Origin of the sequence: Glaciimonas soli (assembly GCF_009497155.1) — a bacterium.
Classification (GTDB): Bacteria; Pseudomonadota; Gammaproteobacteria; order Burkholderiales; family Burkholderiaceae_D; genus Glaciimonas; species Glaciimonas soli.
In genome coordinates this window covers 1-19,088 of sequence record NZ_WINI01000004.1, presented here as the reverse complement: position 1 = coordinate 19,088, position 19,088 = coordinate 1, and the positions used below count along the sequence as shown (strand labels likewise).

Below are 19,088 nucleotides of genomic sequence, written 5' to 3'. Positions count from 1 at the left end.
TGTCGGACGGCTTCACGCTCCATCCCCATATCTAACTGTATTCAAGCGCCGATAGTTCGTCCGGCTGCTTGAATTCGATTAAACGAACGAGTTAACCTATGAACTGGCGGATACCTAAATCCATGGCTGCGCTCGCCCTGTGTGCGGCGATGTGGGCTCAATGTGCGCATGCAAGCGTCGTCATCACCGGAACGCGCGTGATTTTTCCGGGTGAGAACCGTGAAGTCACGGTACGCCTGTTGAACGATGGTGATACGCCGGCACTGGTGCAAACCTGGATCGATACCGGCAACGAAAAGCAGCCGCCGGAGCAGATCGTCGTGCCGTTCGCGCTGACGCCGTCGATATTCCGGCTGGATCAGGGCAACGGGCAGTCGCTGCGGCTGCTCTATACCGGCGAACCGCTGCCGGAAGATCGCGAGTCGCTGTTCTGGCTGAACGTACTGGAAGTGCCGCCGAAGGCAAGCAGCAGCGATGGCGCGAACCGCATTCAGCTCGCATTCCGTACGCGTATCAAGCTGATGTTTCGCCCTGCTGGCCTGCCGGATAAGGCTACCCCAGCGACACAACTGCGCTGGGAAATCGTCCGTCAGCCTGACGACAAAGATTTAGCCGTCAAAGTGACGAATCCGAGTGCATATGTCGTGAATTTCGGCAGCATTGAACTCGTCGCTGATGGTCACAAGTATGCGTTACAGCCAGGCTTCGTACGCCCCAGAGAGTCCGTGACGTTGTCGGCTCACGGGGTGAAAACCGCCCCCGTCCGCGCGACGGTCGATTACAGCGTGATTGATGATTGGGGTGTGATTCGGCCGCAGAAAACAATCTCGATCAGCGACAAGCCGAGCGATTGATGTCCATTAGAGATAAGAATTTTTCCGTTCAGAACAAAAATAGCCGGTGAAGTGGCTGCCATCTGACTTCTGCGCGGTGCGGAATAATTTGCGATCTACAGGCGGGCAGATTCGCAATATGAAATAAAAATCGGAGTGAATATGAATTGGTTTTACGAAAGCGACGCCGACTTGCGTTATGCGCCGCGCCTGAACTTGCTCTATTCGATGGTACTAACGGCGATCATCTGCTGGCACGAGTCAGCGAACGGCGGAACGTTGACGTCAAGCGAAGTTGCAACGCAGGTGGCAAGAGTCCAATTCGACAGTGGTTTTTTGACCGACAATGGTCGCCGTGAGGTGGATCTGTCTCGGTTTGAGAAGGGCAATGCCGTGTTACCCAGCATATATCGCGTCGATGTTTACGTGAACGACAATCTCGTCAAGAGCGAGCGGATCGCGTTCCGGGTGTCGGCGCATTCGCCGGATGCTCAACCCTGCTTCGATGCAAGCTTGCTACAAAACATAGGCGTGGATGTCGAGCGTCTGTCCGAACAAACACGCGCGCGGTTGAGCGAGGATCGCGCGTGCATGGAATTGGCGGAAGCGATTCCGAACGCTGCGGTCGCGTTCGTGTTCGACGATCAGCGCCTTCGTCTGGGCATTCCTCAATCCGCCTTGCGCCGCAGCCCGCGTGGCTATGTCGGCCCCGATCGTTGGGATGAGGGCGTGACGATGGGGATGTTGAACTACAACGCCAATGTCTACGCGCAGCGCAGCGCGGGAAGGGCGACGACCACGCAGGGTTATGTCGGGTTGACCGCAGGGGTGAACTTGAATGAATGGCGCTTTCGGCACGAAGGCACGTACAGCTGGGGAACTACTCGCGGTGGCCAGTATCAGGACATCGCGACCTACATGCGCCGAGACTTCGCGGCACTGAAAGCGCAATTGACAATCGGCGAATCGTATACGACGGGTGAGTTGTTCGATTCGACGCAGTTTCGCGGCGTGCAGCTCGGCTCTGACGACCGGATGTTGCCGGAATCGATGCGCGGCTATGCGCCGGTCGTGCGCGGAGTCGCGAATAGCAATGCCAAGGTGGCGATTCGCCAGAACGGCCTGACAATCTACGAGACCACGGTTGCGCCTGGCGCCTTCGAGATCGATGATTTGTATACGACCGGATACGGCGGTGATTTGAATGTGACGGTGACTGAAGCTAATGGTTCGGTACGTCAGTTCAGTGTACCGTATGCCGCGATACCGTTGTCTCTGCGGCCCGGCATGCATCGCTACAACTTTGTCGCTGGTACGGTCCGCGATATGCAGAGTAACAATAATCCGTTATTTATGCAGGGCACGTGGCAGCAAGGCATTACGAACCTGGTCACTGGATACGGCGGCATGACCATCGCACAGGGCTATCTGTCGGGAATGCTCGGCGGCGCGTTCAACACGCCGGTCGGAGCGATCGGGATAGATGTCGCGCAGGCCGGCACCTCGGTACCGGGCGTCAAGCGCTTCACCGGTACTAGTGCGCGGATTAGTTATTCGAAGTCGATCAGGCAGACGCAGACCGACGTGACGGTCGCCGCGTATCGCTATTCGACGAGTGGCTATTTCGGGCTGAACGACGCGATGCGCGTGCGCGAGCAGGTCGAAAAATACGGATCGGTCGATTCGGTCGTGCGGCAGCGTAGCCGCATGTCGCTGTCGCTTAATCAGGCTCTCGGTCAGCGCGGCGGGCGACTTGCGGGTAGCGTGTCGACGGTGAATTACTGGAATCGCAACAGCTCGGATCTCAACTATTCGGTTTCCTATTCGAATAACTTTCGCAGGGTCAGCTACAGCGTATCGGCGTTGCGCGAGAGGAGTCGGATGGGGCGGAGCGAGACGACGTACTACGTGAGCGCGACGATTCCGCTCGGTCGCGCATCGTCGACGATGGCGACAGCCAGTTTCTCACGTAACACAAACGGGCAGATGCAGGCAACCACGACCTTGTCTGGCTCGGCAGGCCGCGATGATCAGCTGTCGTACAGCGTAACGGGGAACCGGGCATCCGGCGGCGTTGACCGCGCCAGCAACGACGGCAGCGGCACGCTCGTGTATCGCGGTGCTTACGGTGAAGTGTCGGCGACGGCGGGCGCGGGAACCGGCTATCAGCAGGGTTCGCTCGGCATTCGCGGCGCGGCAGTTGCGCATCGCGGCGGCGTGACACTCGCGCAGCCGCTGTCAGAGACTTTCGCGATCGTCAACGCACCGGATGCGGCCGGTGCGCGCGTGCTCAATGCGCAGGGAGTGCGGGTGGATGGACATGGCTATGCCGTCGTGCCGTACCTGACGCCGTATTCGATGAACTCGGTCGAGATTGATCCAGAAGGCTTATCCACCGACGTTGAAGTGAAGACGACGACGCAGCAGGTTGCGCCGCGTGCCGGTGCGGTATTGATGCTGACATTCCCGACGTCATTGGGTAAGTCAGCGGTGATTGACGCGCGGCGTCCAAACGGCAGCGGACTGCCGTTCGGCGCGGCGGTCGTCGATGCAACGGGCAAGGAGGTCGGCGTAGTTGGACAGGGTAGCCGGGTCTTCGCGCGAGGGCTAGACGACAAGGGGACGTTGACCGTGCGCTGGAGCGACGACGCGCGGGCCTTGTGTTCGATCTCCTATGCGCTGCCGATGGTCAATGAAATGGCATACAGGAATACGGTGCGGCGGCTCGACGCGGTGTGTGCCACACAGTAGTCCCTGGAGGGGCTGAGCCGCGAACAGGGTGGGTTCGTCGCGTTGTCCGCCCGCTAGGCTATGCAGGTACGAAAAGACAAAATGATCAGGAAAGAGGAAATTTAATGGTGACGATCGAGATGAAACATAACAATGATGCACTTACGATGATCATGCGGCAATTGCATACAGTCGTGTTCTTTTTTGTTTTTCTGGTCGGCATAGGCACCTCGCCATCAGCGATGAGCGCGATTTATGCTTTTGGGAGAGAGATATCGCTACCGATGAACACGCCTAGCGGAGTTGTGCTGGCGCGGCACTACATTTCACCGTTGGAAGCTTGCGGAAAGCCGACTTGTAATTATTCCCAAATTCTCAATTATCCGAATGGCGGCCAGGCTAACGCTCCGGGACCGACGATCGCCACAAACGTGCCCGGCGTGTCCACTCGTTTCCTAATCAACGGACAGGCATATCCGACGATGAGGTTCACTCCCGCGCTACAGAGCAGTCAGCCGCTCGAGGTACAATTGTTGAGCAACGGACAGCCAATTCGCAGTGGTTCGCTCGCGGGCATCAACGCATCGGGCTCAGCGTCCTATTTCATCCTTTACTCGCAAGAGCAAGGAACAACTTACCAAGCCATCTATTTGAGCGGTAAGATCACACCGATCTCTGGCACTTGCTCAGTGCCGGCCCAAACCGTGACGTTGCCCACCGCGCCAGTGCGTAATTTCGGTGATATCGGTTCAACGGCCGGGTCGCAGAACTTTCGGATCCAGATCAACAATTGTCCGGCGGGCTACAATCGGATTGGCTATACGCTTTCACCAATCGGAGGCATGCTCTCAAGCTCATCGGGCGTGTTGCCACTTACCGGAGATTCGACCGCGAGTGGCGTGAATATTCGGATCACCGACGACCAGGGCATCGCTGCGGTCTTCGGGATGTCGAAGATGGTAAACGCGTACAACAAGGCAACCGGCGGTTCGTACATGATTCCGATGCAGGCCTCTTATATCAAGACCGATGAAACAATCAAGCCGGGGACGGTTAACGGCGCGATGACCGTGCTGCTGGATTACCAGTAATCCGAATCGGTTCAAAATGATCGCATGCGACATTTGGCAGTTTTCGATGACGCGCGAATCGAACTTTGCTTGTGGCGGCTATTTTGAAATGCGAATGTGTGCCTACTTTAAGACGCGAAATGGTGGTCATATTGATGCGACTATGCATCTACGGACGTGTTGAACAAATATGGGAGAATTCTACGATGAAATTTATCTGCGAGCATTGACGTTCCCTCGTTGGAAATAATCTTTGGGGATTGACTGCTTAAAATATATCGAATGAATTCCTGGGCCAAGCTCAATTGATGATTCAGTATTTAAATTTCTATAAAATTGAATCCCAATAGTTGCTTGAAGTTCAGTGTGAAACGTGATTGATTTTGATTTATCTGGGCTTTAATGGAATGGACGCCCCCTTTCAAAACGGCATCAAAGTGCCAAAATAGTGAGGGTGAGAATTACCCGCTTAACTAAAGGAGCGTTCATTCCATTAAAGCCACTGATAACTCTTAAAAAAAGAGAATTAAAGATATCTATGGAATTTAGTATCCCCCGACAGACTATATTGCCACCCGACAGACTTTATTGTTTGTTTTCATCATTCCAGACCTTGCCCCAACCTTACTCCACAGTCACAGACTTAGCCAAATTCCGCGGCTTATCCACATCCGTCCCACGCACCAACGCCGTGTGATACGCCAGCAACTGCAGCGGCACCACATGCAAAATCGGCGACAGCAAACCATAATTTTCAGGCAGGCGAATCACGTGTACGCCTTCGCTGGAGTTGATGCGGGAATCGGCATCGGCGAAGACGTATAGCTGGCCGCCGCGGGCGCGGACTTCTTGCATGTTCGATTTGAGTTTTTCGATAAGTGCATCGTTTGGTGCGACGGTGACGACTGGCATTTCTTCGGTGACTAGTGCCAGTGGGCCGTGTTTGAGTTCACCTGCAGCATAGGCTTCAGCGTGGATGTAGGTGATTTCTTTGAGTTTTAATGCACCTTCCAGAGCAATCGGATAGTGAATGCCGCGCCCGAGAAACAGGGCGTTTTCTTTGCGGGCGAAGGCTTCGGCCCAGGCGACGATGTGCGGCTCTAGCGCCAGTACGCTTTGCAATGCGGCGGGCAAATGGCGCAATGCTTTCAAGTGCGCGGCTTCTTGTTCGTCGCTGAGCCGGCCTTTGCTTTGTGCCAACGCGAGAGTCAGCAAGAACAGGGCGACCAATTGCGTAGTGAAGGCTTTGGTCGACGCGACGCCGACTTCAACGCCTGCACGTGTGATATACGCCAATGCACACTCGCGCACCATCGCGCTGGTGCCGACGTTGCAGATGGTGAGCGTGTGGTGCATGCCTAGCGCACGGGCGTGTTTTAGTGCGGCAAGCGTGTCGGCCGTTTCGCCGCTTTGCGAAATGGTGACGACTAATGAATTCGGGTTTGGCACACTATCGCGATAGCGGTATTCGCTGGCGATTTCGACGCTGACAGGAATTTTAGCAACCGATTCGATCCAGTATTTGGCGGTGAGGCCTGCGTAATAACTGGTACCGCAAGCCAGAATCAAGACTGAGTCTACCTGCTTGAAAATGCCAAACGCCTTATCGCCAAACAATTCCGGCATCACGCCAGTGACGCCTTCTAATGTGTTGGCGATGGCGCGCGGCTGTTCGAAAATTTCTTTTTGCATGTAGTGCTGATACGGGCCGAGTTCAACCGCGCTGCTATATGCGTGCACGGTTTTGACTTCGCGTTCTACCGCTTTGCCGTTGACATCGACGATCCAGACGCGCTGCAATTGCAGATCAACGACATCGCCTTCTTCCAAATAGATAATTTGATCGGTCGTGCCAGCCAGTGCCATTGCATCTGATGCGACATAATTGGCACCGTTACCGACACCGACGATCAGCGGCGAACCTTGGCGCGCAGCGACGACGCGATGTGGTTCGTCGACGCTGAATACGGCAATGGCATAAGCGCCGGTTAAACGTTTGACGGCTTGCTGTACGGTTTCGAACAAATCACCGGTGTACATGTGATTGATCAGATGAGCGATCACTTCGGTGTCGGTCTGACTTTCAAACACATAACCGGCCGCTTGCAATTCAGCACGCAGTTCATCGTGATTTTCGATGATGCCGTTGTGAACCAGTGCGATGCGATCACGTGAAAAATGCGGGTGGGCGTTGTGGGTTGCCGGCGCACCGTGCGTGGCCCAACGAGTGTGGGCGATGCCGGTGAAGCCAGCCAGGCCGGAGATGGCGATCTGGTTTTCGAGATCCGCCACACGCGAGGTGCTACGCGAGCGCTGCAATTTGCCGTCGACATGCAATGCTATGCCGCACGAATCATAACCGCGATACTCAAGCCGCTTTAAGCCCTCTAGCAAAACTGGAACGACATTATTTTGCGCAACCGCGCCGACGATACCGCACATAGCAACCTCGAATAGAAAGATGGAATACGCGTATCTTAGGTTAGTGTGAATGAAATAAATGATCTAAATTTATAGATAATCGATGTATTATTTCACAAAGACTTTACTGTGAAATTAAATATCAATTATTAATAAATATTGAATTTATATTTCAAATTTACCAAGGGTTAAAATGGATATTACTTTGGATGAGCTGGATAAGCGGATTCTAAATGCACTGCAAACCGATGCATCGCAAACCAATCAGCAATTAGCTGAGCGGATACATGCATCGCCAGCAACTTGTTTGCGTCGTGTAAAGCGTTTAACCGAGCTCGGCGTAATCACACGTCAGGTGGCTTTGGTAGCGCCAGAAAAGGTTGGCAGCGGTTTGACCGCGATTGTGGAAGTGACGCTGGATCATCAGGGTGATGAGCATCAGCTTGCTTTTGAAGCAGTAGTCGCTAACGTTGCCGCAGTATTGCAATGTTATCGGGTTTCACCGGGACCTGATTTTGTGTTGGTGGTGCAGGTGGCCGATATGGCGGCGTATCACGCCCTGGCGCATCAAGTATTTGCTGCGCAAAAAAATGTGCGTAATGTGAAGGCGTACTTTTCGATTTTGCGCAGTAAGTTTGAGACGCGGATTGCGGTTTGACATTGAGGATGTTGCGGGAATAATAAAGCACATAAAAATGCGTATAGTTATGCGCAATATAAATGAGTTTATTAAAGGACATTATCATGAGTATGACAAATGCCATCCATGCCAGAGCAACAGTGAGTATTACCGAATTACGACGCAATCCCGGGCAGGTTATCGAAGAGGGGGGAAACTCCCCTGTTGCGATACTTAATCACAATCGGGCAACAGCCTATCTGGTGCCAGCAGAGGCATTTGAGGCAATGTTGGAAAAATTGGAGGATATTGCTTTAGCGGACGTAGTTCGCAATCGCCGTGGTGGAAAAGTGGTGAAAGTAACGCTAGATGAGCTGTGAAGCGTGAGTTATGTCAGGAATATATACGCTAGCATTTCATTAGGATACGTTAAACGAATGGAAAAAACTTGATCCTTCGATCAAAGTGCAATTCAAAAAGCAGCTCGAGAAACGCCTTGAAACGCCGCGTGTTCCTTCTGCGCGTTTACATGGCAGAGATATGAAAGATGCTTATAAAATCAAATTGCGGGATGCTGGTTATCGCTTGGTATATGAAGTCAACGACATGACGGTCACTGTATTGGTGCTGGCGGTAGGGAAACGCGATAAAAATCAAGCTTACACGTTGGCGGAAGGCCGAAGCTAGCACTCCGGCCATTTTGTTTCTTTTATTTTGCGCCGGACTTAAACACAAGCATGGCGTTAATTTTTCAGATCTATTTCTTTATTTTCACAGGTCGCTCCCAACCTTCAAGCGTCACCTGTTTACTGTGTGACAGGGTCAACTTCCCGGCTGGCGCATCTTTTCTCAGCGTTGTTCCCGCACCTAGCGTTGCGCCTTTGCCGACCGTTATTGGCGCAATTAGCTGACTGTCGCTACCAATGAAAGCATCATCTTCAATCACGGTACGGAATTTGTTGACGCCATCATAGTTGCAGGTGATGGTGCCAGCGCCGATGTTGACGCGTGATCCTATGGTGGCATCGCCGATGTACGTTAAATGATTGGCTTTGCTGTGCGCGGCGATCTGGCTGTTTTTGACCTCAACAAAATTGCCGATGTGAACATCTTCGCCAAGTTCTGTACCGGGGCGCAAACGTGCGTAAGGTCCGATTTGTGAACTTGCACCGACGCTCGCATCTTCAACATGGCAAAACGGTTTGATGTTGGATGCGCGCGCGATATGTGCATTTTTGATGACGCAGTTGGCGCCGATGCTGACCCCGTCTTCCAGCGTGACGCAGCCTTCGAATACACAGCCGATATCAATCGTGACATCGCGACCGCAATGCAAGGTGCCGCGAACGTCGATTCGGGCAGGATCCAGCAAGGTCACGCCTTGTTCTAACAGAGCATAGGCAACGCTGCGTTGATGGATACGTTCTAGTTCCGCCAGCTGTACTTTGCTGTTAACGCCGAGCGTTTCCCATGCGGCATCCGGTTGCGCTGATACCACCGGTGTGCCTGCAGCGACCGCGCTGGCGACGATATCGGTCAAATAATATTCGCCTTGTGCGTTGTTATTGGACAGATTGGCCAGCCATTGTTTGAGCTGTTTGGTTGGCGCTACCATGATGCCGGTATTGCATTCGGTGATAGCACGTTCGGCTGCGTTGGCATCTTTTTGTTCAACGATGCGGGCGATTTTCCCATCTTCACGAACGATCCGGCCGTAACCGGTCGGGTCATCCAGCTGCACCGTCAAAATCGCTAATTTGTCTGCGCCTGCGGCATCGACTAAACGCTGTAGTGTGGCGCTGGAAGTCAGCGGCACATCACCATATAGCACCAGAGTCGGCACGCTCTCATCCAATTGTGGCACCGCTTGCATCACAGCGTGTCCGGTACCTAGTTGTGGTTCTTGTTTGGCAAACACCAGATCGGCGGCATCAAATTGTTTTAACACCGCATCGCCGCCATGGCCATAAATCACACATAGCTTGCTCGGTGACAGCGTGCGTGCTGTATCAATCACATGGCCGAGTAACGATTTTCCTGCCAGAGGATGTAACACTTTAGGCAGTGCCGATTGCATGCGTTTGCCCATACCGGCGGCGAGGATAACAACGTTCATAAGAGCAGACTTTACGAATAAGAGGGAAGGTCAAAATTTTAGCACGCGACCTGAATTGACGATATGTCTCAAGAGGAAGTGCCGGTGAATGCAATATGTATCGCTTGAATTGCTAAAAAGACCGGAAAGCGCAACGCTTCCCGGCCTCGTCAAACAAGCTACACGTTATTTCAGAGATTAATAGTGCTGCCAGAAGCCACCTGAGAACGACCAGCTATTACCATTTCTGACCCAATGACCTGGTGCCCAGAATTGACCATCGCGACGTTGTTCCCAATGACCATTGACCCATTCGTGGCGGCCATTATTGTTATTCCAGCGCCAGTAACCGCCGATCCAGACATGATTCGGGCTTGGTGCGGCGCTGATGATTTCGATTCTTGGTGGTGGCGGTGCGACGTTAATGATGATAGGTGCGGTGTTATATGCAGGTTGTATGTTTACCCAGTGACCTTGATGGAAAACAAATTCACCGCCATTTTGGGTCCAGTAAGACTGTTGATATACCTGACCTTGACGTGATTGTTCCCAATGTCCGTTGTTCCAGACGTAGCGATTGCCTTCCCATTTCCAATGTCCGCCAACCCAATATGCATCAGGAGAGGGTGCAGAAGGAATGATTTCAACTAGCGGTGCAGGCGGGGCTTGAACTATGCGCGGTTGCACGTGTTCGACATGCTGGTGCGGAGGCTCGACCACACAGCCGGTGAGTGACAGTACGGTCACAGCAGTCAGTGCCAAAACTGTATTGCGGTAGGAACGGCGATTCATATTAACTCCAAAAAAGGGACACAGGAGTGTAAACAAATGCCGTGCGGAAAGAATACGTGCCTTACAATTGCTTTCAACTTGAGGCGAATTTGCCGAAAAGACGGCTATTCCGTTGTATTTTGGTGACGACCAGGTTGGTGTTAGCGGACCTGTTATTGATTTACTGTGTGTCGTCTTTGATCGGGGAATCGGGATCGTTGCGGTAATACCGTAAAATTATCGATTAAGTATTCTTATAAAAAAAGACGCGATTCGCGTCTTTTTTTTATTACTCGTCCATAGTTCGCAAAGGAATGATGTTGGGGATAGTTGACGTCGGTGTTGCGCACGGTTCGTCATCAAATGCGATGTCGCCGTTCGCGTCCGCTACGCCATCGGCTTTTAAATCAGTAAAGCCAAACAGCTTTCGATCCATTAAATGTGATGGTGCGACAGTGGACAGCGATGCAAAAATATTATCCACGCGCCCAGGATGTTTTTTCTCCCACTCACGCAGCATGCCCTTGATTTGTTTGCGTTGCAGATTTTCCTGACTACCGCATAGATCGCATGGAATGATGGGGAATTGTTTGACCTCTGCATAGCGCGTCAGATCCTTTTCTTCAACATACGCCAATGGTCGGATCACGATTTGTTTGCCGTCATCTGATTGTAATTTTGGCGGCATGCTTTTGAGTTTTCCGCCAAAGAACATGTTCAGGAAAAACGTTTCCATGATGTCGTCACGATGATGGCCGAGGGCGACTTTGGTCGCGCCCAGTTCCGTCGCGACGCGATACAAAATGCCGCGGCGTAGTCGCGAACATAGCGAGCAAGTGGTTTTCCCTTCTGGGATCACACGCTTGACGATGCTGTAAGTGTCCTGATTTTCAATGTGAAAAGCAACGCCGAGTTTAGTCAGGTATTCCGGCAAAATGTGAGCCGGGAAATTAGGCTGTTTTTGGTCCAGATTGACGGCAATGATGTCGAAGTTGATGGGCGCACGTTCACGCAGCGTCATCAAAATGTCGAGCAGAGCATAACTATCTTTACCGCCCGATAAACAGACCATGATCTTATCGCCATCTTCGATCATGTTGAAATCGCCAATCGCCTGTCCGACCTGACGACACAAGCGTTTGTGTAATTTGTTATTTTCGTGAGCAATTTTTTCGATTTGCTTGACGCTATTCACACTACTATTCGTGGTTGTCATAGTGACTGGCTCGGTTGCTGCACTCGGTGTTGGTAAATCCAACAGGTTGGGTGCAAAAATTTTTTGTACGATATTCATGTTGCTGAAACTCTTTCTAAACTGATGACTTGATTCTAAATACTTCGACACCGACGCTGTCGCAATCAGGGTAGGCATCTGGTTTTTCGGTTGAAACACGTACTGCGCGCACTGACGGATGTGACAACAAACGTTCTGCAATGTCATCACATAAGGTTTCTTGCAGATGCACGTGACCTTGCGCCATACGTTCTTTGATGGTGTTGCGCATCAGGTTGTAATCGAGGACTTCACTTTCTTGATCTTGCTTTGGAGTGGTCAACGCCAGCGGTACGTAGAGGTCGATATTAATCAACACACGCTGTTCACCCTTTTTTTCGAATTCATAAACGCCAATATTGATCATCACCTCGTAATTACTTAAAAACAGGCGGCGACAATCGGCTAATTGAGGATGGGTCAGGGCTGAGAGCATGATGTTAGTTATTTTCAGAAGTAGGGTTGGCTTGCGTGTTGGGCTGCGCGGTTGAGTCGGCGACAAACGTGACGTCACGTGGCAATGACAGCAGATGCTGGCCACCATCGACGATTAAGGTGGTGCCGGTAACGCCGCTGGCGCTGGCCAGATAACAAGCGGCGGCAGCAATATCGTCGGGTACGCTGGACTGCCCCAATGGTGCGATCTTGTGGGCAGCGGCAAAATTGACATCGCTTTGATGCGGCGAGACGATCGTGATGCCGGGTGAAAGACCGACTACCCGCACCGTTGGCGCTAAAGCTTGTGCCAACATCGTGGTGGCCGCTTGCAACGCCGCTTTCGATAAGGTGTAAGAAAGAAAATCGGGATTCAGATTCGCCAACTTTTGATCCAGTAAATTAATCACGCACGCTTGATTGCCGGGCCGTGTGGCAGCATGCAATGCCTGCGCCAGCAAAATCGGTGCAGCCAGATTAACGCGCATATGTGGATCAAGCTGGATTTGCGAAAAATCGGAGGCACTGTCATATTCAAAGCGCGACGCGTTATTCACAATGCAAGATACCGAGCCCAGTGCAGCAATCGCTCGTGGCAGCAATGTTTTCACATCAGCTTCATCACCTAAATCGCATTGCAGGGCGACAGCGCGGCGGCCTAAGGCGGTGATATCGGCAACAGTTGCCAATGCTTGCTCTTCAGAGTGACCATAATGCACAGCGATATCCCAGCCATCCCTGGCAAGTCCTAGCGCAATGCTGCGACCTATGCGCTGAGCCGCGCCGGTGACTAGTGCAACTTTAGCAAGCTCGGCAACTTTGTTTGTTTGTTTAATTTGATTAGATAGCGTCATCGTATTTTGTTCAATTGGTGGCTACTCTGCTGTTTTTAGCGCGCTTGCTTCTTAAAACTGCGGCAGTTTTACCGCAGTTTCTCGCAGTTTCACTATAATGCCGGGCATGCAATTACCCATTCCACATCCAGACGCCCTGGCTGCGTCTCAAGCACTCAAGCAGCGCATAGCGCAAGAAATTCACTCTCATGCAGGTTGGATTCCATTTTCACGTTTTATGGAGTTGGCGCTATATGCGCCCAGGCTCGGATATTACAGTGGCGGAGCGGCAAAATTAGGAAAAGACGGTGATTTTACAACCGCGCCAGAGATTACGCCGTTGTTTGGTGCAACATTGGCGAATTTGGCAACAGAATTAATTTCTGCGCCAGAGGATGGATTATCGCCGAATATTTTGGAATTCGGCGCTGGCACCGGACAACTGGCTTTTGATATCTTGACGGAATTGCAAACAATCGGCAGTTCAATAGATGCGTATTACATCGTTGAATTGTCGGCCGAATTACGGGCGCGCCAGGAACAGAAATTAAGCGCATTCCCGCAAGTGCGCTGGTTAGATAGTTTACCTGCAGTTTTTTCAGGCGTGGTGGTTGCGAATGAAGTGTTGGACGCGATGCCGGTTGAATTGGTGCTGAAAGGCGAGCATGGCTGGCTGCAGCGCGGCGTGGGGTTGCATGAATCTGTGGGTGATGAGATCGTATTTTCCACAATTGATCGACCGGCTGATGCAGCATTGGTGGCGCAAATTCCTGACGCTGATGTGTTGGCAGTTGATTATTTGACCGAAGTGCATCCGGTTGCAATCGGTTTCATGCATTCTTTGGCGGCGATGCTGAAAGGCGGAGCAGGTGGCGCGGCATTCTTGTTTGATTATGGCTTTCCCGCGGCTGAATATTATTTAGAGCAGCGTGATCAGGGCACGCTGATGTGTCACTACCGCCATCACGCGCATCCCGATCCATTTTATTTGCCGGGTTTGCAGGATATCACCGCGCACGTTGATTTCACTGCCATGACCGAGGCGGCGATGGCCGGTGGTTTGGATGTGTTGGGCTATACCAGTCAAGCCGGATTTTTACTGGAAGCTGGCATTTCCCAGTTATTGCTGCGAACGCCGCCGGAAAATGTAATGCGCTATCTCCCGCAAGCCAATGCGATGCAAAAGTTGTTATCGCCCGCAGAAATGGGGGAGTTATTCAAGGTGCTGGTGGTCGGCATAAATGCAGCATTGCCAGAACGTTTTTTACGTCAAGACCGTAGCCATCGCTTAGGTATTTAATGGCCCATTTTTCTTTACGGCGTTTTTCGGAAAGCACGCGATGATACGCTGGCTGTTAGTGATTTTTATTGCGGTGATTGTATTTTCAAGCGCGTTACCGTGGTTGGAAAAACTAGGCATCGGGCGTTTGCCGGGCGATTTTCGTTTCAAATTATTTGGCAAAGTTTTTTCTTTGCCATTTGCTTCCACTATATTGATTTCGACGGTCGTATTTTTGCTGGCGCGGTTTTTGTAAGGAGGACGCAAATAGTGGGATGGGTATCGCTACGCTTCATCCACCTATCTTACTTCTCACTATGTCCGTGCATGTTTTGCGCATCATCATCCCAACTTTCATTCGGCGTATCGCCACGTAGCACACGATCCTGTGCAAACATTTCTGCCAGTTCTTCGCGCGCCTTTTTGGCCAAAGGCACCAATTTTGTCATGTCTCCGCGATGCGGATAAAACTCATGTACGGTCTTGATATTGTGAGCACGAAATTTCATCGCGGCCTGTCGTGCGCGATAGGCGCCAAAGCCAAGCTCTTGCAGTGCACGTCGGCCCAGATATAAAGCTGAATCGAACATTTCGCGTTCGATTACGGTGACGCCCAGATCCATCAGATCATAATAATGTGTGACGTTACGCGCCCGCGCAACTATTGGCAATTGTGGGAAAGCGTGGCGTGCTGCGGCGATCAGCCGCACACTGTCTTCTGGATTGTCGATGGCTACCACTAGCATTCGCGCTTTGGCGGCGCCAGCAGTCTTCAGTAAATCGATACGGGTGGCGTCACCATAAAAAACTTTGAATCCGAATTGACGTAGCAGTTCTATCTGATCTGGATCATGATCAAGTATCGTCAAGTTGATCCGATTGGCGTGTAGCAAGCGGCCGATAATTTGGCCGAAGCGGCCAAAGCCTGCAATGATGACGTGATCATCGTTGTCATCGATATCGTCATCTGGCCGCTTTCGCGCGGCAGCAAAATAAGGTGCGACCAGCTTGTCGTAGATGATGAGTAAAAACGGTGTGGTGACCATTGACAGGGCAACCACAGCGATCAGGATAGAGGCCGTTTCATGAGAAAACACTTTGGCGGTGGCCGCTGCGCCAAACACCACAAAAGCAAATTCACCACCTTGCGATAGCAACGCTGCGAACAAGAATTGCTGTTCGCGAGGGATCTTGAACGCTTTGCTGAGCAGGTATAGCACACAGATTTTGATCAGCAAAAAAGTGGCCAGCAATTCTACGATCAGCAACGCATGGGTGATGAAAACGCCGAAATCGACAGACATGCCTACCGCAATAAAAAACAAACCTAGCAACAAGCCTTTGAAAGGCTCTAAATCGGTTTCCAGTGCATGACGATATTCCGAATCGGCTAACAACACGCCGGCCAGAAATGCACCCAAAGCCATCGACATACCGACCCATTCCATCAATAAACCAGTGGCGATGACTAGAAAAAGCGCGAAAGCGGTAAAAATTTCTCGCAATCCGGTCATCGCCATCATGCGTAACAAAGGGCGAATCAGATAGCGACCGCCGATGATCAAGGCGGCAATGACGACTATTACTTTGACGGCAGTCAGCCAGCCTTGACCACTGCCATGAGCGACAGCTACGCCGAGAAAAGGCACGATGGCAATCATCGGAATAGCGGCAATATCCTGAAACAACAAAATGGAAAAGCCAGCAGTGCCGGCAGACGTGGATGTCAGTTTGCGTTCGCCCAGAGTTGCCATGACGATCGCTGTGGAAGACAAGGACATGCCCAGAGCAGCGATCAGCGCGGTTTTCCAATCAGCGCCATAGGCGATTGCCGCGCCGAATAAAACCAGCGTGACGCTGGCTACTTGGGCGCCGCCCCAGCCAAAGATAGGTCGCCGCAACGACCATAAACGCTTAGGATCAAGTTCTAGTCCGATCACAAACAACAGTAATACGACACCAAATTCAGCAAAATGCAGGATGACTTCAACGCCCGTGATTAAGCCAAATCCCCACGGACCGATCGCCATGCCAGCCAGTAAATAGCCGAGCACTGCACCCAGCCCAAGTCGTTTTGCAATCGGCACCACGGCTACTGCTGCGCCCAAATAAACTAATGCGTTGAACAGAAGATTGTGTTCCATGAATTTAGTCGACTTCGTGAGTTGATGAGGGAGAGCCGTTGATTGTCTGCAATTCAGGCCAATGCGGATAAGTTGCGAGGCGCTCGCGATAAAGATCGATGTGGGCGAGTAAAGCGGCTTCATTTGCTTGATGAGCGCCATGCAAAATGTGCGGCGGTAGCCAGCGCATGCCACATAGTTGTGCCGTTTGTTGATAAGGCGGCAGGAAGACTGAGAATGGTAGCCGATTGTGCCCCTCTTCCCGATAAGACGCTTCACTGCCGCCAGTTGTGGCGACTAACCAGAAATCCTTACCGCGCAACGCGTTGCCATCGGGGCCGTATGCCCATCCCGGTGTGAGCACCATATCGACCCATTGTTTAAGCAGTGCTGGCATGCTGTACCACTGAATTGGATGTTGAAACACAATCAAATCAGCAGCGGCCACCAAGCTTTGCTCCCGGCGCACAGCGATATGAAAGTCGGGATAAGTTTCATATAGGTCATGTAAATGCACATGCGCCAATGAAGCCACTGAATCGGCCATGCGTTGATTGATGCGCGAATGATGCGGAGTCGGGTGGGCGTACAAAACTAAAATATTCGGTATCGGTTTCATAGTGGTTGCGATTGCTGGCTGTGTACTAAGCATATACTTTGTTATCGGACTGACGCAAAATCGTTTTGGCAGTGTCGAATCACATTGCCTTGTCGCTGTATTGTCAGCGATAACAAGCTTTGGTGAATTTGTTATCGGGACAATTTTACGTATGGGGCGGGGATATTTTTACGTTGCTTGTAGTCTACCTATATTCTTCTTTTCTATTCGGACAACATGGCTGATATAAAAAATATGGATACTAAACCTGATGCAGGTGTTGATTCAGTCACTCCTGACGCAATTGATCCTGCGGTTGCGGTTGCTTCGGATTCGTATGGTGCGCAACCTGCATCCGCCGCTGCGAGTACTCAGACACCTTTATCGCAAACCGCCGCGCAAAATCAAAATCATCAACCGGCGCAGTCTGTTTCCAGTTTGAAGAACGATGAGGCGCCGTGGGGGCAGGTGTGGAATTTGATTGCCGCACGTTTCCGCGCATTGTCTGATAAGGCCGGGCGCCGCATGATGCAGCGCACCTTGAAGATTGGTATTTCAGCGCGGATTTTTCACCCGGAAGAGGGGGCGAAGGGATTGCGTGGGCGGACTTTGCAATATTTGGAGGAATCCATTGCGCAATGGGTGATGTCGCGTGATGTGATGGTATTCATGATTCCGACGGTCAATACCAATGGTCTGGTGCATCCCAGCAGCATCCGCTTGCGTGATTACGCCAAACATTTGGATGGCCTTGTGCTGCAAGGCGGTGCCGACGTCTCGCCTCAAAGTTATGCAGAAGCGGTGACCCGACCGGAGTGGGGTGGTGATCGGGTTCGTGATATGTATGAATTGGAGTTGTTGCACGAATTCATCGAGGCAGGGAAGCCGGTTTTAGGAGTTTGCCGTGGTTGTCAGTTAATTAATGTGGCACTAGGCGGCACCTTATATCAAGATATTGCAAGCGATGTTCCAAGCTCAATTACTCACGTGAACGAGGATTATGAGCGTCTGCATCACGCGGTTAAGTTTCCGCCAGGATCGTCACTGGCAGGATTGTTTCATTCTGAGAAAGAGTGGGTCGTCAATTCCATTCATCATCAGGCCGTCAAGGATTTGGGGCGAGATTTAACGGTGGAGGCGATTTCTTGCGATGACAACATCATTGAGGCAATTCGTTACCGCAAAGCACCGTTTGTCATGGGATTGCAGTGGCACCCTGAATTTCATCGCGCAAGCGGCCCGGCATTGCTCGATTGCACCCCAATTTTGGATGGGTTTTTACAAGCCGCACGTGCAACGCGCTTCTGACTTAGGCTTTTTATAGAAAGTTAAAAAAAACAGTAAAAATTACTGTATTCCACTTGTGATTTTGAAAAATCTCGTAGTATACTGCGCGACCCAAACGTGATTGGGTTCGCCGCAGTTTTTATGGTGTTTTATTTAAAAGAAATATTTTAGGTAAAGCTGCTAATAAATATTGACAAATGACGAGTCTTTCACTATAGTCTTGGGTTCCGTGCGGGGAGGTGGTCGAGTGGTTAATGGCATCAGACTGTAAATCTGACCTCGAGAGAGTACGCTGGTTCGAATCCAGCCCTCCCCACCAAATGGATTCAGTAGTGAAAATAACGTGGTAGTGAATGTGGAAATGATCTCGCGGGTGTAGCTCAATGGTAGAGCCGAAGCCTTCCAAGCTTAAGACGAGGGTTCGATTCCCTTCACCCGCTCCAGTTCTGTGTTTAGCGTAAATGAAGCGTAGCTCTTGTAGCTCAGTGGTAGAGCACTCCCTTGGTAAGGGAGAGGCCACGTGTTCAATCCACGTCAAGAGCACCAAAGAATTCCTGTGTCAATTTCTTGATTGATGCAAAAAAGAAGTAAATGTTTTTCATCTGTAGTCGCAGTCGGGCGTGTGCCTGAGCATTCTTATCAAATCATTAGGAGTTCAAAATGGCAAAAGGCAAATTCGAACGGACCAAGCCGCACGTAAACGTCGGTACTATCGGCCACG

16 protein-coding genes, 3 tRNA genes and 2 pseudogenes are annotated in these 19,088 nt (G+C 51.4%); 13 read left to right on the top strand and 8 right to left on the bottom strand.

Annotated elements, in window-relative coordinates; genetic code table 11:
• Positions 1–98 precede the first annotated feature (98 nt).
• From GEV47_RS08375 to GEV47_RS08365, 3 genes are all read left to right on the top strand, one after another.
• Complete coding sequence (locus GEV47_RS08375) at positions 99–854, top strand: fimbrial biogenesis chaperone (RefSeq protein ID WP_153234317.1); 756 nt, start codon at positions 99–101, stop codon at positions 852–854.
• Positions 855–995: 141 nt separating this feature from the next.
• Positions 996–3,584 carry a fimbria/pilus outer membrane usher protein gene (locus GEV47_RS08370; protein WP_153234316.1) on the top strand — a complete coding sequence of 863 codons (2,589 nt, stop codon included), beginning with the start codon at positions 996–998 and terminating at the stop codon, positions 3,582–3,584.
• Between the two features lie 104 nt (positions 3,585–3,688).
• Positions 3,689–4,654, top strand: a complete 966-nt coding sequence (locus GEV47_RS08365) for a fimbrial protein (RefSeq protein ID WP_228124635.1) — start codon at positions 3,689–3,691, stop codon at positions 4,652–4,654.
• A gap of 603 nt (positions 4,655–5,257) precedes the next feature.
• On the opposite strand, the gene glmS is transcribed toward GEV47_RS08365, so the two are convergent.
• The gene (gene glmS, locus GEV47_RS08360; RefSeq protein WP_153234314.1) at positions 5,258–7,075 is read right to left on the bottom strand and encodes a glutamine--fructose-6-phosphate transaminase (isomerizing); all 1,818 of its coding nucleotides are present in this window, start codon (positions 7,073–7,075) and stop codon (positions 5,258–5,260) included.
• 172 nt (positions 7,076–7,247) lie between these two features.
• Here glmS and GEV47_RS08355 point away from each other — a divergent pair, with 172 nt between their 5' ends.
• From GEV47_RS08355 to GEV47_RS08345, 3 genes and pseudogenes are all read left to right on the top strand, one after another.
• A complete protein-coding gene (locus GEV47_RS08355; RefSeq protein WP_153234313.1) occupies positions 7,248–7,712 on the top strand; it encodes an Lrp/AsnC family transcriptional regulator in 465 nt (154 codons plus the stop codon).
• An 86-nt stretch (positions 7,713–7,798) separates the two neighbouring features.
• Complete coding sequence (locus GEV47_RS08350) at positions 7,799–8,053, top strand: type II toxin-antitoxin system prevent-host-death family antitoxin (protein ID WP_228124634.1); 255 nt, start codon at positions 7,799–7,801, stop codon at positions 8,051–8,053.
• A gap of 61 nt (positions 8,054–8,114) precedes the next feature.
• Positions 8,115–8,360: pseudogene (locus tag GEV47_RS08345) on the top strand (type II toxin-antitoxin system RelE family toxin); the annotation flags it as partial.
• Between the two features lie 70 nt (positions 8,361–8,430).
• On the opposite strand, the gene glmU reads toward GEV47_RS08345, so the two are convergent.
• The 5 genes from glmU to GEV47_RS08320 form a co-directional block, all read right to left on the bottom strand.
• Positions 8,431–9,789 (bottom strand): bifunctional UDP-N-acetylglucosamine diphosphorylase/glucosamine-1-phosphate N-acetyltransferase GlmU, encoded by a 1,359-nt coding sequence (gene glmU, locus GEV47_RS08340; protein WP_153234311.1) that lies wholly within the window; start codon positions 9,787–9,789, stop codon positions 8,431–8,433.
• A 177-nt stretch (positions 9,790–9,966) separates the two neighbouring features.
• A complete protein-coding gene (locus GEV47_RS08335) occupies positions 9,967–10,560 on the bottom strand; it encodes a YXWGXW repeat-containing protein (protein WP_153234309.1) in 594 nt (197 codons plus the stop codon).
• Between the two features lie 268 nt (positions 10,561–10,828).
• Positions 10,829–11,755 carry a tRNA 2-thiocytidine(32) synthetase TtcA gene (gene ttcA, locus GEV47_RS08330; protein WP_153234717.1) on the bottom strand — a complete coding sequence of 309 codons (927 nt, stop codon included), beginning with the start codon at positions 11,753–11,755 and terminating at the stop codon, positions 10,829–10,831.
• Between the two features lie 94 nt (positions 11,756–11,849).
• Positions 11,850–12,248, bottom strand: a complete 399-nt coding sequence (locus GEV47_RS08325; protein WP_153234308.1) for a dihydroneopterin aldolase — start codon at positions 12,246–12,248, stop codon at positions 11,850–11,852.
• A gap of 4 nt (positions 12,249–12,252) precedes the next feature.
• Positions 12,253–13,101: an SDR family oxidoreductase gene (locus GEV47_RS08320; RefSeq protein WP_153234306.1), complete on the bottom strand. Its 849-nt coding sequence runs from the start codon at positions 13,099–13,101 to the stop codon at positions 12,253–12,255.
• Between the two features lie 106 nt (positions 13,102–13,207).
• Here GEV47_RS08320 and GEV47_RS08315 point away from each other — a divergent pair, with 106 nt between their 5' ends.
• A complete protein-coding gene (locus GEV47_RS08315) occupies positions 13,208–14,380 on the top strand; it encodes a class I SAM-dependent methyltransferase (protein WP_153234304.1) in 1,173 nt (390 codons plus the stop codon).
• 40 nt (positions 14,381–14,420) lie between these two features.
• A complete protein-coding gene (locus GEV47_RS08310; RefSeq protein ID WP_153234303.1) occupies positions 14,421–14,615 on the top strand; it encodes a DUF2905 domain-containing protein in 195 nt (64 codons plus the stop codon).
• A 49-nt stretch (positions 14,616–14,664) separates the two neighbouring features.
• Here the strand turns inward: GEV47_RS08310 and kefC are convergent, their stop codons facing one another.
• Together kefC and kefF are read right to left on the bottom strand one after the other, a co-directional pair.
• Positions 14,665–16,503: a glutathione-regulated potassium-efflux system protein KefC gene (kefC, locus tag GEV47_RS08305; RefSeq protein WP_153234301.1), complete on the bottom strand. Its 1,839-nt coding sequence runs from the start codon at positions 16,501–16,503 to the stop codon at positions 14,665–14,667.
• A gap of 4 nt (positions 16,504–16,507) precedes the next feature.
• Positions 16,508–17,101, bottom strand: coding sequence for a glutathione-regulated potassium-efflux system oxidoreductase KefF (gene kefF / locus GEV47_RS08300; protein WP_153234716.1), 594 nt, complete (start codon positions 17,099–17,101; stop codon positions 16,508–16,510).
• A 216-nt stretch (positions 17,102–17,317) separates the two neighbouring features.
• Here kefF and GEV47_RS08295 point away from each other — a divergent pair, with 216 nt between their 5' ends.
• The 5 genes and pseudogenes from GEV47_RS08295 to GEV47_RS08275 form a co-directional block, all read left to right on the top strand.
• A complete protein-coding gene (locus tag GEV47_RS08295) occupies positions 17,318–18,388 on the top strand; it encodes a gamma-glutamyl-gamma-aminobutyrate hydrolase family protein (RefSeq protein WP_153234300.1) in 1,071 nt (356 codons plus the stop codon).
• 212 nt (positions 18,389–18,600) lie between these two features.
• A tRNA-Tyr gene (locus GEV47_RS08290) sits at positions 18,601–18,686 on the top strand.
• A 50-nt stretch (positions 18,687–18,736) separates the two neighbouring features.
• Positions 18,737–18,810: transfer RNA gene (locus GEV47_RS08285), tRNA-Gly, on the top strand.
• A gap of 28 nt (positions 18,811–18,838) precedes the next feature.
• Positions 18,839–18,913, top strand: a tRNA-Thr gene (locus GEV47_RS08280).
• Positions 18,914–19,027: 114 nt separating this feature from the next.
• A pseudogene (locus GEV47_RS08275) lies at positions 19,028–19,088 on the top strand (GTP-binding protein); the annotation flags it as partial.